10 protein-coding genes are annotated in these 13854 nt (G+C 57.7%); 4 read left to right on the top strand and 6 right to left on the bottom strand.

The window, feature by feature from the left end; translation table 11 throughout:
• From DSM3645_RS03530 to DSM3645_RS27630, 4 genes are all read right to left on the bottom strand, one after another.
• Complete coding sequence (locus DSM3645_RS03530; protein ID WP_002650650.1) at positions 1-720, bottom strand: ABC transporter ATP-binding protein; 720 nt, start codon at positions 718-720, stop codon at positions 1-3.
• Positions 717-2402 carry an efflux RND transporter periplasmic adaptor subunit gene (locus tag DSM3645_RS03525; RefSeq protein ID WP_002650649.1) on the bottom strand — a complete coding sequence of 562 codons (1686 nt, stop codon included), beginning with the start codon at positions 2400-2402 and terminating at the stop codon, positions 717-719. Before DSM3645_RS03525 ends, DSM3645_RS03530 begins: the two co-directional genes overlap by 4 nt.
• Positions 2403-2746: 344 nt before the next feature.
• Positions 2747-5533 carry a hypothetical protein gene (locus tag DSM3645_RS03520; protein WP_002650648.1) on the bottom strand — a complete coding sequence of 929 codons (2787 nt, stop codon included), beginning with the start codon at positions 5531-5533 and terminating at the stop codon, positions 2747-2749.
• 16 nt (positions 5534-5549) lie between these two features.
• The gene (locus DSM3645_RS27630; RefSeq protein WP_002650647.1) at positions 5550-6125 is read right to left on the bottom strand and encodes a MarR family winged helix-turn-helix transcriptional regulator; all 576 of its coding nucleotides are present in this window, start codon (positions 6123-6125) and stop codon (positions 5550-5552) included.
• Between the two features lie 405 nt (positions 6126-6530).
• Here DSM3645_RS27630 and DSM3645_RS03510 point away from each other — a divergent pair, with 405 nt between their 5' ends.
• From DSM3645_RS03510 to DSM3645_RS03495, 4 genes are all read left to right on the top strand, one after another.
• Positions 6531-7982, top strand: a complete 1452-nt coding sequence (locus DSM3645_RS03510) for a hypothetical protein (protein WP_002650646.1) — start codon at positions 6531-6533, stop codon at positions 7980-7982.
• 275 nt (positions 7983-8257) lie between these two features.
• Complete coding sequence (locus DSM3645_RS03505; RefSeq protein WP_161603283.1) at positions 8258-9334, top strand: TIGR03009 domain-containing protein; 1077 nt, start codon at positions 8258-8260, stop codon at positions 9332-9334.
• A gap of 402 nt (positions 9335-9736) precedes the next feature.
• On the top strand, positions 9737-10477 hold the full coding sequence (locus DSM3645_RS03500) for a hypothetical protein (protein WP_237564748.1): 741 nt from the start codon (positions 9737-9739) through the stop codon (positions 10475-10477).
• 54 nt (positions 10478-10531) lie between these two features.
• Positions 10532-11071: a hypothetical protein gene (locus DSM3645_RS03495; RefSeq protein ID WP_002650643.1), complete on the top strand. Its 540-nt coding sequence runs from the start codon at positions 10532-10534 to the stop codon at positions 11069-11071.
• A 91-nt stretch (positions 11072-11162) separates the two neighbouring features.
• Here DSM3645_RS03495 and DSM3645_RS03490 read toward each other — a convergent pair whose 3' ends face one another.
• Positions 11163-11708, bottom strand: coding sequence for a hypothetical protein (locus tag DSM3645_RS03490; RefSeq protein WP_040351578.1), 546 nt, complete (start codon positions 11706-11708; stop codon positions 11163-11165).
• Between the two features lie 171 nt (positions 11709-11879).
• Positions 11880-13436: a HEAT repeat domain-containing protein gene (locus DSM3645_RS03485; protein ID WP_002650640.1), complete on the bottom strand. Its 1557-nt coding sequence runs from the start codon at positions 13434-13436 to the stop codon at positions 11880-11882.
• Between the last annotated feature and the right edge of the window lie 418 nt (positions 13437-13854).

The raw sequence follows: 13854 nt of genomic DNA, 5'->3' as shown, positions 1-13854 counted from the left end.
TTAAGAGGCTGAAGTCGCCAATGCCGAACGACGATTCACAATCAAACGATCTTCCGCCAGTTCGCCATCCGACAGACGCATGACGCGGCGCGCATGCTCCGACACGTCATCTTCGTGCGTCACGAGAATGATCGTGCGACCTTCGTTATTCAACCGCTCAAACAGCGACAAAATCTCTTCGGTCGTTTTCGAGTCCAAGTTACCGGTCGGTTCATCCGCTAAGATGTAGTCAGGATTGTTGATTAGGCTGCGTGCGACGGCGACACGTTGCTGCTGACCACCGGAAAGTTGCATCGGTCGATGGTCAAGCCGCCCTTGCAAACCGACCATCAGCGCCAGCTCTTTGCAGCGACGACGATCCTCTGGCGAGACCTTACCGCGATAGTAAAGCGGCACTTCGATATTCTCCAGCACCGTCAACTGCTGAATCAGATTGTAGGCCTGAAAGATGATGCCGACGCGGGAAGCTCGCAAATAGGAGAGCTCGTCATCTGACAACTTGCTAGTGTCGCTTCCACCCAGCAAAATGCTGCCGTGCGAAGGGCGATCCAGGCAGCCCAGCAGATTGAGCAGCGTACTCTTGCCCGAACCGGACGTCCCCATGATGGCGACGTAATCCCCTTCAGGGACATTAAAAGTAACGCCGCGCAGCGCGTAGACCGTCTCCCCCTTCAGATGATAAATCTTCTTGAGGTCTTCGACCTGAACGGCGAATTTCACTGACCGCCTCCGGCGGCGCGTTGGCGTTTCGGCGAAGCCGAATCCGCTGCGGCAGTCGTTGTCGTCACCGCTTCAGCGACTTGCGTCTCAGCCGGCTTTTGCGTTTGCTCGCTGGTCGACACCTGCGCCGTTTCGACTTCGTCGCCGCTCTCAGCGGAAGTCGATGCCGTGGTCTCGGTCGCCGCAGTCGTCTTCTCGCGACTGGTCACTTCTTCAAATCGCGCGGCGATCTTCTCGGCAGGCGTCGCAATCGCCGGCAGTTCAATGTCATCCAAAAATCCACGGGGATTCATCGCGACTTGATCGCCCGGCTGCAACCCCTTGGTGATGACTACAAAGCGGCTGTTGTTCGAGCCGATCTCAACTTGGCGTGCTTTGACGATTCCGGAAGCGTCACGCAAAAAGCAGAAGTGCGAACCATCGTGCTCATAAACCGACTGCACCGGCGCTTGAAGCTCTTCCGGCGATGATTCAACATGGATCGAAACCTGAGCCGTCAAACCGGGACGAATCTGCATCGTTGGGTTGAGCACTTTCACCGTCACCGCGTACTTCTTGACGCTTGAGCTCATCCAGTGGCCCGGCGTCGGATATTCATTGACGCGGATCACTTCGCCCATCAGTTCACTGCCTTCATAAGCGTCAAGCTTGATCGTCGCCGGCATTTCTTTGTCAATCAGCGCGATCCGCGATTCGTTAACATCGCAAACAATCTGCATCGCTTCGTAGTCAGGCAGACGAATCAGCGTTTGGCGTTCACGCACTTTAGCGCCTGGTTCGAGCACAAAGTCGCTGGAGTCGCGACCGCTAGAAACGTTGGCGTACACCACTTGGCCGTTTTGCGGAGCGCGGATTTCGCAGGCCGAGATTTGCTCTTCAAAGAACTGGAGCATCTTGTTTTCCAAGCCCAGCTTTTCTTTGGCCGCTTCCAGATCAGCTTCGGCGACCTTGATAGCGCTGTCGAGCTCTTTGATTTTCTTTTCTTTGGTATATTCCTTCAGCACATTCTTCTTGGTCTGCGATTTCTCAAGCTCGATCTTCGCCTTCTTCAGCGCGAATTGATCTCCCTGCAATTGCAGCGAGGTCACATAACCTTTGGCCGCTAGTCGACCGCTGTAGAGGAGGTATTCTTCGGCGCGGCGAACGTTCTCTTCGGCGAGCGTGATTTCGCTCTCGATCTCGTTCATCTCTTCGACGAACGTTCCCAGCACATATTCGTTCATGCCAATCTCCGCGGCGGCCAATTCGTTCTCGGCCTTCGCCAACGACGCGATCGACTGCGTCACGTCCAACTGTTGCAACGTGTGCTCTTCTTCTAGCGCGGAAGAATCAAGACGAATCAACAGATCCCCCTTCTTGACCGAAGCGCCTTCTTCGATCGCCCACAAGATCTCGAACGAATTGGTCGTGCGATAGCTGCGAACTTCCGACTTCACTTCCACGTTGCTCGCACTTTCGACTTCGCCCCGTTCGACGACGTCGTGCAAATACGCGCTGCGATCAATCGTATGAAACAGTTCGTTGGAAGCGACGACCCCTTGGGCCTGCGGGCGATTCCAATAGAACGCAGCGCCGACAACGACGCTAACGACCGCTAGTAAGGCAACCACCAAACGAGTCGTCGATCCTCGACGATCTTTGGCCGAGACCCCCAGCGAATGAACAGTGTTTGATGCTGTCATCGGTGTGCTCGTAGGAAGGATCGCACGCGTGCTTGCATGCGATTGGGTGGGATGGAGGCAGGGCGTGTAGTCCTGAATTGTAGCCGACAGTCGAGGGCAAGTCACCCGCAAAAATCGACCTGAAAACCTCTCCATAATGCAGAATTTCTGCTCGCGACAACCGTGCCGCAACCCTAGTTAACCCTGGACCAGCTCAAGAGTTTCGCTCGTTTCTGCATTTCTAAGGTGAGATAGATCACCAAACTCTCTCTCGCGCGCGATCACGACGCGATTTTGACAAAGATTCTTCGTGAAATTGATTTTCTGTCCTATATCTCACGCGATATCGTCGCAACCTGCTCGCTCTACCGAGGTTCCGGCGGTGGAATCACGTCGTCCAAAATCCCGTCGTCCGCCGCCGGCAGCGGAGGCCGCAGTTCGAGCGGCATCGCTTCTAACTCACGTACTCCATCGGGATTCTCGTGCGGAATTGCCGGCAACAGCGCTTCGGTCGGAGTGGGGGTTTCGATCATCTCCTGGCCCTCTCCGCTCAGATGATGCGATCGCATGCGCCACGATGTCGCATCGAGCGGACCTGGGTCGATCCAAATCCCGCGATCATCCAACTGCATCGTGCCCATATCGAGATCGAGACTCCGCCGCAAAATCTCGTAGTTGACGGCGACCCCCAAAAAGTCATTCTGCGCACTGACCAGGCTGTCGAGCGCGTTGATCAAGTCGCGCGCGGTCGACGAATCAAATTTCTGCTGGTCTTGATTCGGCTTCGACGGTTCCTGCAAACGCAATTGCGTCCGTTCGACCTGCGAGATCGCAACCTGCACCGCAGCGCGACGCAGCTCGAAGTTGATCTTGTTCACATCGATCGTACGAATCGTGTCACGCAGCCCACGTGAGACGAGATCCCGAAATTCATAGTATTGTCGCCGCGTCCGCTCGTAAGCGATCTGCGACTCGCGATAGTTGTTCCGCTCTAGCAGACGCGTCACTGGCGCGTCCCATTGCAGACCCACTCGCAGCCGTCCATTGTCAGAGTTGAATTTGACCCCGTTCTTCCCCAGGTTTCCGATATCGCCTGAGAAGACGACGTCGAGGTCGGCCTCCAGGTCATTCGCAAAGAAGCCGATTTGTCGCCATGAATCGACCAGCGCCGCTTGCGCGTTCATCCAGTCGCGGCGATTCTCACGTGCGATATCCAGGGCCTCGTCCGAACTGATCTCGACATCGGTTAACGTGATCGATTCCGTTCGTGCGCGAGCTTGCACCAGCGACAATCCCAGCACATCGCTGATCAAAGCCGAGATCTCGCTGGGCGCCTGACCAAACACTTCCTCTTGCGCCCGCTGGAACAACGCCTGCGGCGCCAGGTTGGGCGCGTCTTCCTGCAGCTTGCGAATGTCGGCGATCAGTTTGTCGAGCGTTTCGCCATGCAACGCGAAATCTTCGTTCAAGTCTTGTTGAATCGCATCCAATTGGTCCGGCAAGCGCGTCAGCCGACCGGTGCTGAGTACGCCGTTAGTGACCGACTCTTGCGAGGTCGGTTTTCCGTTTTGCGTTCCATACTCGGCCAATTGGCGCTGAATCTCGGTCAACTCGGCGACCCGTTTCGGCAGCATCGCACGCAGGCCGTCGACATCCTCGGCGACCAACGGCGCAAACTCGATCGCGACCCGACCGCGCAACTCTTGGATCAGCTCCAGCTTCGCGACAATCCCGGCGAAGGTGGCCTGCGTCTGTTCGTTCCAGATCAGCTCCGGCATCAACTGTAGATTCGGATCGAGTTCGAGCCCATTGGGGTCCGGCAACATGCCGATCACCGATTCGCCCAGTTCGACTTGAATACTGGTCAATTGGTTTTGCACGCGTGTGAATGACGGCTCAATCAAGTTGAACTGATTGAAAAATGGATCCACTTCCAGCTTCACCGGCAACTCTGGCGGCAACCCAAGATTGATCTTGTACAAGTCCAAGCGGTTGGCGAACGAGGCGCGATTGGCCAGCAACGAACTTTGTTCGCGAAAGAGCGCCTGACGAGTCAGCTCGACCTGAAACGAGTCGATGCGTCCCGATTCAAAGTACGATTCCAACTGCGTCAAACTGCTGCGCAAGCCGGCGATATTCGCCTCTTGGTTCCGAATGTTTTGCTCCGTTTGCAGCAGTCCCATATAACCGCCGGCCGAGAACGAACCGCTGGCGCCGATGCTGGGGAAGCCAATTCCGCCGGCGCTGGGTCCCGGTCCGGCCGAACGCCCGGCGACGATCTCTAAATAGAAGCCGCGTTGATATCGCTCCATCTGACGAACGTTGGCCAGCAGATCTCGCTCTGACTGGGTCAGTTGCTCGAGGACCACGCGACGACCGCCGCCGCGCAGCAGCGGTTGAACCAACGAAAAATCGATCAACGAATTGACCGAGTGCGTATTCGGCCCCGAGAATTCCCACACCAGTTGATTGGCGAAACCAACCACTAACTCGCCGCCCGATGCGAACAGTTTTTCCATCTGCATGTTGCGGGTATTTGCGTCCAGCCGGCTAGAAGATCCTCCCGCGCCGCGCTGCGGCCCATCGGCCGTAAAGAACGTTTCATAGCCGCCGAAGAACTGTGCGTCGAAGCGGAAACGTTGGAAGCTGACATCCAACGCTGAGAGATATAAGTCTTCGACCTCGGTCTGATAGTCACGCGAGTTGAGCCGCGCTAATTCGACGACGCGATCATCATTCAGGCTCAGCGTGCCGTCGTCGCTGATCGGCAGATACGCGAGCCAAGCCGGATTCTCGACCGAAGCGATCACGCCGTTCTTGGTCCACTTCTGATAGTTTTTTTTGCCGTCGACGTGATACATCAGCTCGTTCGACGTCGGATCATCGAGCGGCTGCGGCGGAAAGTCCTCCGAGTATTGGTCGTACATGCGCGACTCTGGATTCGGATAAACCGAATAGCCCGGCAACTCCCACCGTGGATCACTCGCTTTTTGATCGATCAAGTAATACGCGTCGGCGTCGGCTTGGCCATGATAAAACCCGCGCGTTCGAAAGCAGCCGGCGACCAAAATCAACAACGCCAAGCACACGGCGGTCAGCGCCAGAGCGGCGCCGCGCGATCCAGGGCGTATCAGGTCGTAATATGGTTTCATTTAAACGTTTCCGATTTTAGGCCGCGCGCTCGGCCAAGTGGGAAGAAGACGAGGAGAAGGAGGCGGGAGCAATCGTTGGCTCGTGCAACTGCGTCGCGTAGCGAACTACTTCGGCGGCCAGCGGAGAACATTGGTGAACTTCGTCCAGTTCGCTCCACCGAGCGGCGATCGCCTGGCCGGCGGTACGTACGATCTGAACTCCGGCCGTCGTCAGACTCCACTGTTGGCGGCGGCGATCGTGCGGGTCGCGCTGCGAGTCGATCCACTCGCGCTGACGCAACCTTTCGACAATCGCGCTGATCTGCGCCGGCGAAACCGCCAGTCGATCGGCCAATTGGCGCTGTGAAGGAGGATTCGCTTCGGCGTCATACGCGGCCAGCACCAGAAATTCGTTTTCACTTAACTGGGCGTCGGAAAGCGCATCGGCCAGCGCTCGACGGACGAGCCGGTCGAGCCGGCTTGTCGTTTCGGCCAAACGAGCGAAGACTCGCCAGCGACTAGCGGCGGATTGATCGGCCTGCATGCCGGTCCCCTTTGCACTTTCGGTAGTCGCCAGGCAGTCTGCCCGACGATATCGGATCGTATGAATCATTCCGAATGAAACGATTCCCTGTCGGGATGATTCGTCGCGCAAAGCGTTCTCACTTGAATCATTCAGGCAGAATCGCCAGCGACCGCCGTCAAACGGCCTGCGGCTTCGCGAAGAACGCGAAGTAGCCGTCAGGGGGGAATACGGCCCCAATGTTTGACGAATTCGGCGCTGCACAGCGACGGAAGTGCTATGCTATGAAGAGGTTATGAAATTAACCGGGCGCAGATAAACTTGACTGCCCATTTTTCCTAGTCTATTATCGTCCCATCTTATGCGCCTTCGATTTCAGCAGAATTTCCGCTTCAGGGCTGACATACGAATTACACTAGAGGGACCCGTCAACTGTGACGGCGTCACTTGCGATCCACATCCGGCTATCTTCTCCGCTCGAGCCAAAGATCTGACATGACAATTTTCTACATCGTGATCGCGGTGCTAGTGCTGCTGTTTGGGATCTTGTCGTATCTCAACTTTCAGACCTGGCATATCGTCACCGTGCTAGCCACGTTCTGCTGCTTCTTTGCGGCGTTCGCGTTTGTTGTTCTCAGTTCGCTGGTCCTCAAGACCCAAGCCGCGTGGCGCGCCGACTATCAAAATAAAGCCGAGATGCACGCGCGTCTCGAAACCGAAGTGGAAGTGCTGGAAACCGGCGTTGCGATCAACGAATTGACCGGCAAATTGGTCTCGACCGACGATCCGATCGGTTCCATCTTGACCGCCAACGCCGAACTGAAACGAGTGATGCATGCTCGCGGTCGCGTCTGGCGCGGTTGTCAGGCGGGTCAATTAGCCCAAAACTCGATCGAAGTCGTGATGCCGACGCGGCAGCCTGACCCGACCAATCCGATGGCGCCGGCTCCCTCCCAAGATCGTTCGCTCGACATCGATACCGTGCTGTATGCGTTTGGCGAAGTTCCTCGTCCCGATGGGATTGTGCTGCCGGGCGTTTATTTGGGTGAGTTCATCGTCACGATGACCAACTTCCCCAACGTCACGCTCGAACCGGCTCTGCCGCTCACCCAGCAGCAAGCGGCGCTGCTCAACCGCGGCGGCACCTGGACGTTGTACGATCAAATGCCGACCGACAACCGCGAAATCTACGCCGAACTGGAGCAACCCGAGGTCGAGAAGATCATCACCGACACCTTCACTTGGGGTCAGGGCGATCCGGCCGTTTCGGCAGCGCTGAAAGAGCAGTTCGCCCGCAGCGGCAAAACGGCCGATCCCAACGATCCGCCGGCGACCGTTTGGAAACGCGTCACCTTCCTGAAAGACCTTTCGGTTGACGTTGACTCGGATTCGGATGTCGCCGCTCCGCGTGAAAACTTTGAATCGGCGACCGGTTTGGCCGTCGCTCCCGATCTGAAACAGGGCGCTCCGACCGAATTCAAGCAAGGCGATACGACCCTGCTGGATGCGACCACCGCCGCTGAAATGGCCGCCGATGGAACCGTGAAAATCGAAGAAGACGTTTATCGTCGTCCTCTGCACGACTTTAGCAGCGAGTTCCGTTTCGCTTACTCGATGCTCAACAGCCTGCGCGATCAGATCGCCGCCTATCAGACCGAAATCGGCCTGACCGACGCCCAGATCACGCGCACGCAGGAAGTCGTTCAGCGTCGCGAAGCGCGGGGGACTTCGCTCGACAAAGACCTGAATAACGTCACGAAAGAGCTAGAGCAGATCTCCTCGTACAACGATCGCCTGGAAGCTCACTTGAAGACCGTCCTGGCCGAAGTGAGCCGCACCTATCGCTCGGTCCAGACGCTACGAGAAGCGTTGGTCGAGACGCAAGAGAAGCAAAAGACGCAGATCGATCAGCAACTAACCGCCGACGAGCAGCAAACGGCGCTGTAATTGGACGGACGCCGGTCTCTTCGTAGGCGTAGCGGACCACCGAAAGCATATTACGCTTCGTGGTCCGCACGGCTGGCCCTACTTGCTAGGCATTCGACCTTAGTCATTAGGCATTCCTCACTCGTCTGCTAGCACGCGGCAATTTCTTCCCATTCTCCCTTTCCCGGTGGCGAAATCTGCTCTAGGTCGCCTGTAGGCGGCCTGTTAAACTTTCCGACTGCGGCAGTCCTCTCCCCGGAATCGCCTGCCGCGTCGCAGCGACAGGGATGTTCGCCGTGACCGCACGAAATCATCTGCACGTTGGTACGCTTCGAATGAAGAACGGAATCTTCTCCGCCGCGGCCCTGGTTCTGGTCACCCTTTCGGTCGCCGCTCAGGCTCAAGCTCCTGTCATCCCTTCTGGTCAAGCTCGCCCGCAGCGCGCCCCTGCTCCGCCCCAAATGCCGCAGCCGCAATGGGTCGCTGAGATGACGCCGCAGCATTTGAAGTATCTGGATGAGATCCTCTCGTTCTGGGAATTCCGCAGCAGCAAAGTGCAGCAGTACGAGTGCCAGTTCAACCGCTGGGAATACGACTCGGTCTTTGGGCCGCCGCAAGATCATAAGACGCTCGCCGTCGGCGAACTAAAATACGAAAATCCCGATAAGGGAAGTTTTCAGCTGACCAAGCTCGACGAATATCGAGCGCCGCAGCAACCCGGCGGTCAGCCGACCTACCAACCGGTCCCCGGCGACTTTCTGGAACATTGGGTCTGCGACGGCAAATCGATCTTCGAGTACAACGCGCCGAAGAAACAACTGATCGAACGTCAGTTGCCCCCCGAACAGCAAGGCAAAGCGATCAAGCATGGTCCGCTGCCGTTTATGTTTGGCGCCAACAAGGCCGAGATCAACGCGCGTTACTGGCTCCGCGTCACCACGCCGCCGGGCAACGAAACCCAATACTGGCTCGAAGCTTGGCCGAAGTATCTCGAAGACTCGCAAAACTTCCACCATGTCGAAATCGTGATCGATCAGGCCGAGTTCCTACCGCTGGCGATCCAAGTTTTCGATCGCAACTGGAACCCCTACGCCCAGCCGCCGGTCCATACCCGCACCGCGTATGAGTTCAAAGACCGCAAAACCTTCGCCCAAGGCGATTTCGCGCTCAACGTGCAGCAGCTGAACCTGTTCCGCCGCTCGTTCTACGAACCGACGCTCCCCTCCGGCTGGCAAAAAGTGGTCGAAAAACCCGAGATCGCCACCGCGCCGGGACAACAACAATTCGGCATGCAGCAACAACGCGGCGGCGCCCAAAACGTCCCGATCGGCCGGGCCCCGCGCAACAACCAGGCGAACACGATCCCGCGCTAAGCGGGGTCGTCCGCTCGGCGACGGAAATCACGGACGTAGGACCGGACCGCTACGAGTTTTTTCTGCAAGACGACTCAGCCAGAGCGGATGCGGAGACGGTGAGACATGGCGCGGCCTGTAGCCACCTGAATTCTCACAAACCCGCTTGGCGTTCTGCTCCAAGCCCGGCACGTTCGTTTGCCCTCTATCTTGCTGCACGGCAATCGACCATGGATCCGTGCGCTTTGTCAAAGGAGAATCTTTGCCCGCTGTGGGCGACGCATGGACAGGCGCATTCCCCAAAAAATTGCCTCCGCCATGACGCTCCACTAGATTGACGATACCCCTTCGCCATCGCTTGGCGATTCGTTTTCGATCAAGGAGACTGCCATCGATACTTGCGCGAAATTGTTGGCCCTGCTGTTGACTGCCGCTGCGATTCCCCTGGCGCAAGCTCAAGCTGCTGAGTGGGGGACGCTGACCGGCAAGTTTGTGGTTCAAGGCAAAGTACTTCCGCCGGCAGTGCAGTTTCCGGCTGGCGTTTGCGGCGGCGGCCCCATCTTGGACGAAACGCTGTTGGTAGGCCCGAAGGGGGAATTGAAAAACGTCGCGATTTGGATCGCGCCCAATCGCGATGAGATCGCTCCGCTGCCGCATCCCGATTATCAGAAACTGGTCGGAGCGCCGATCTTTCTGGACAATCTGGCCTGCGTCTTTGTGCCGCGTCTGCAGGTCATCTGGACCGCACGCCCGGTTCATTTCCGCAATAGGGATCCGATCGCGCACAACTATCGAATCGACGGCTTCAATAAGACGATCAACGCGCTGGTTACTCCCGGCGTCGTCCAAATCCACACGTTTGAAGACCAAGAACCAGTCCCGATGCCGGTCTCATGCTCGATTCATCCCTGGATGCGATCGTGGCTGCTGATCCGTGATTCCCCCTACGCAGCGGCAACCGCCGCCGATGGAACCTTCACGATCGAAAATCTGCCGGCCGGAACTTGGACTTTCGCTTTCTGGCACGAACCGAACGGATACCTAACCGGCCTGAAAATCGGCGAAGTAACAACCAACCGCCGCGGACAATGCCAGATCACGATCGAGCCCGACAAGGTGACCGACCTGGGCGAGATCCTCGTCCAAGCGAAACACTTGAAATAGCGTGAGCGTTGGGCCGTGCCTGCCCTCCTCTTCTCCTACCGCAAAGCATCACCGATGTCCTATTCCCTGCGTGAACTGATGGTGGTGGTATTCATCGCCGGACTCGGCTTGGTCGCGCTGAGCGCCGGCGGATGGTTGGCGTCGGCTTTGATGTTTCTGGCCATGGTGCTGTTAATAGGGCTGGCGATCGTCGCCTTTGTTGGCGACGGCAGCGAGCGCGCGTATGCGATTGGGGTCGTGATTCCAGCCATCTGTTATGGAGTCCTCGTCTGGTCTGGCGGTGAACGAGAGTTGGATCCCTATGAAAGTCGGCTGCCCTCTTCGTATCTGCACAAACCTTTGTTTCAAGCCATGGTTAAAATCACTTGGGTCAATGTATTTTCAGGGAAGGAGATACCGAAGCCAAAAACTCCGACGGCGTTGAGCGGCGGGTTTCTGGGGGCTGGAGTAAGTCCAGGCGCTCCCCGGGAATCGATCGATCGCGAAACGTTCATGACCACCGGCCATCTGTTATTCGCACTAGCGCTCGGCTACGCCGGCGCCAAATTCGCCGTTTTCATTCATCGGCGCTCCACGCCGCCGCCCCCGGCGTAAGATCTGCCGTGCGGACCATCCCAACGCGCGAATCTCGCGGCGCAGGGTGCGTCTAGATGCATCCGTAGAGATCGGCCAAGCCGAGCGACGACTACGCTTCCGCTTTTACCGCCGGCGTTGGCTGTGGTCCATTGGGATCGCCGGACGAGACCGCTTCTGGCTCACGACTGCGGCAACCGCAGGGGCCTGGATCGGTCTCTGATTCGCTATATGGCGCCAGATTGAACTCGCGCTGGATATCGTCGAGTTGGCCCTGGTCGTCGATGCCGTTAGCGCCGCGGCTGCGCAGCACCCATTTCGATTCGCTCTGCTTTTCCAAGATCAGCGGTTGGCCCCAACCGTCGATCCCTTGATGCAACAGGTCGACCTGATCTTCTTCAAACTTGGCGCCAAAGTTCTCGAGATTGGCGACGATCTCGGCCAGCGTCTCACCGGGGACGCGATCATCGGCGTCGCGATGGCTATAGACGTTTCGCTCCACTTCCATGAGCGCCCGGGAAGTTGCGTATTGCGCCTCCGATTCGGAAAGGGGATCGCCCAGGGATGGCGCGGCGTTGGATGACAATATCAAACCAACCAACACCATTAAGATTGGCGCTGCGAACAATGCCACGCCGATTCGTAAAAAGATCGTCATGAGACTTCTCCTCGATTGTGAGGATGAGAAGCATAGAGGAAACCGAGCCCAATGGCCTGCCTTTAGCGTACCGCTCTTGGATGGGGATCGCTAGTTTTTTGCGGCACGAAACGTCGTCCCGCTCTTGGTCCGCACAGCAGACCCTACGGCTCTGAGCGAACCACGTGACGGTTACATCCCAAACGTGTTGGGGTTAAACGACGCGAGCAGCTCTCGCCCTTTGTGCATCATGTAGGCTTCGTGGGGGCCGATCGGGCGATCGGTTCCTTCGCTACTGTAGAACGTCGTCGTTCGCACATCGGCGACGGCGACGCCTGGCAGGGCGCCGACCACTTGCCGTACGACGGCGATCAGGCGAACGTCGCTGAAGAAGTAGCCGAGCTTGATGATCTGGATGATTTCGTACCCTTCCGACTGCAAACGGGCCGCCAGCGAATCGGCCAGTTGCTTTTGGGCGTCTTGCCATTCGGCGGGTTCAGATTCAAAAATATCTTGATGCTCCGACTGCCAACCGGCGAAAGCCGCATACGCGTCTTCCGGCTTCCAAGGAGTCAGATCGGCGGCGAAGCTGTGCGTCAGCGGGCCAACCATTCCCAGCGAGCGGAAACTGCCGGCCGGCATGTGAAACGCGTACTTGAACAGATAGCAAGTCTGCGGATCATCAAAGCCGGGCCAGGCCAGCTCGCGTTGGTCAACCAGTTCGAGCTCATGCGGCGGCAGACCAAATTGCGTCTCTTGCGACAGCCAGAGGGCCAATTCTCCCTCGGCGCGAGCGACCGGAGACTTCCACTCTTCGTCGATCGACTCCAGTTGGTCGATCTCTTCGGCAAATTTTAACGCTCGCAGACGCGCGACCGGGTGCTTGGCCATCTCGGCCAGATGCTTGGTTCCCTCTTCGACCCCCATGCGCGCCAATGCGGCGGCCGCTTCGCATTGCAACTGCCGATGGCTCAACTGCAGGACCTGATTGAGCTTGCCGATCGCGTTTTTGTCATCGATCAGGGCTAATGCGTCGCACAAAGCGACCGCCATCGCGACCCCTTCGGAGACTTGGGCCCGCATCACTTGGAGTTTTTCGGGAGTCAGCTCGCTCGTTTCTTCCATTTTTCCGAGCCGCGTCGTGATGCCGCCCAGCAGTTCGATCAGCTGACCGCTGACGTCGGCCGCCGGGTGCGTCGCCAAGCGACCGGTGCGAAACAAAAAGTTGGAGAGGTCCAAAACCAACGCGGCGACGCTGAGATGCTGCAGCGAGTCGAGCAACCGCGGATAGAGGGCCTCGGCGTTGAAATCGGCGTGTCGCATCAGCGGCGCAAAGCCGACTGCGGCGGCGGCGGTGCGATTGGGCGGATCGTCGGCGATCAGGTCGGCGAACTGAGTGAGCGCTTCAATCGTCCCATTGGCGGTAAGCCAGGGGAGCAACAAATGCCGCAGCGGATGTTCGGCGCCCCAGCGGCGATAAAGGGCGGCGATCCGCGGAATCAGCTCGAGCGGCAAATCGGGATCTTCGCGCAGCCGCAGCGTAACCAGGTTGAGCGCGGTGTCGAGATAGGTGCGGCGCTCGCGGGGGAAGTCGTCCGGCAGGTGCTCCAGCGCCATCAAAATGGCGCTGATTTCGAGCTCGTCCGCGGCCGCGATCCAATGAAAGCGATGTGGATCTCCGCTACTTGGTCCGTTGTCGGGAAGCGCACCGGAAAGTTGTAAGAGGAATTCGTTAAGCCGGTCCGACATGAATGCTGCGAGGGAAAAACGACGCGAGTGGAAAGAAACGATTTATTTAGTGTAGTTCGATCTCGACTGGGCTACGACCACCGAATGCGAGTACCGCGAAGCATGTTCTTTGTTGAAAGTTGCACGTTCGGCGTCGGTTGAAGTGGATTTTCTGAACAATTCGTAAGCCAAGTACGATAATTCACCTTGACGATAAAGAGGCGAAATTGCTTCAATGCGCGGACACGCTGAGGTAACGCATTTTTCAGGATCGCAAACTGCACAAGCGATCGACCAGAAACGCGTCGCAAAAAGTCAGCGAGTAGAAACGCTCAGCGCGGAACCACTGAGCAAAATCCCCCCTCAAGATGATTGATCGAATCGCGGCGCCGTGGGACGGACGGCCCAAGCCAACTGCCGGTCGCTTCGATTCGTTTAT

This window comes from Blastopirellula marina DSM 3645 (assembly GCF_000153105.1).
Taxonomy (GTDB): domain Bacteria; phylum Planctomycetota; class Planctomycetia; order Pirellulales; family Pirellulaceae; genus Blastopirellula; species Blastopirellula marina.
Note: the sequence above shows the minus strand (reverse complement) of the source record. Positions and strands in the feature narration are given on the sequence as shown.

Excerpts from the sequence above, each read along its gene's own strand:
- DSM3645_RS03510 (WP_002650646.1), top strand. The coding sequence starts at position 6,531 with ATGACAATTTTCTACATCGTGATCGCGGTGCTAGTGCTGCTGTTTGGG.
- DSM3645_RS03495 (WP_002650643.1), top strand. The coding sequence starts at position 10,532 with ATGTCCTATTCCCTGCGTGAACTGATGGTGGTGGTATTCATCGCCGGA.
- DSM3645_RS03490 (WP_040351578.1), bottom strand. The coding sequence starts at position 11,708 with ATGACGATCTTTTTACGAATCGGCGTGGCATTGTTCGCAGCGCCAATC.
- DSM3645_RS27630 (WP_002650647.1), bottom strand. The coding sequence starts at position 6,125 with ATGATTCATACGATCCGATATCGTCGGGCAGACTGCCTGGCGACTACC.
- DSM3645_RS03520 (WP_002650648.1), bottom strand. The coding sequence starts at position 5,533 with ATGAAACCATATTACGACCTGATACGCCCTGGATCGCGCGGCGCCGCT.
- DSM3645_RS03485 (WP_002650640.1), bottom strand. The coding sequence starts at position 13,436 with ATGTCGGACCGGCTTAACGAATTCCTCTTACAACTTTCCGGTGCGCTT.
- DSM3645_RS03525 (WP_002650649.1), bottom strand. The coding sequence starts at position 2,402 with ATGACAGCATCAAACACTGTTCATTCGCTGGGGGTCTCGGCCAAAGAT.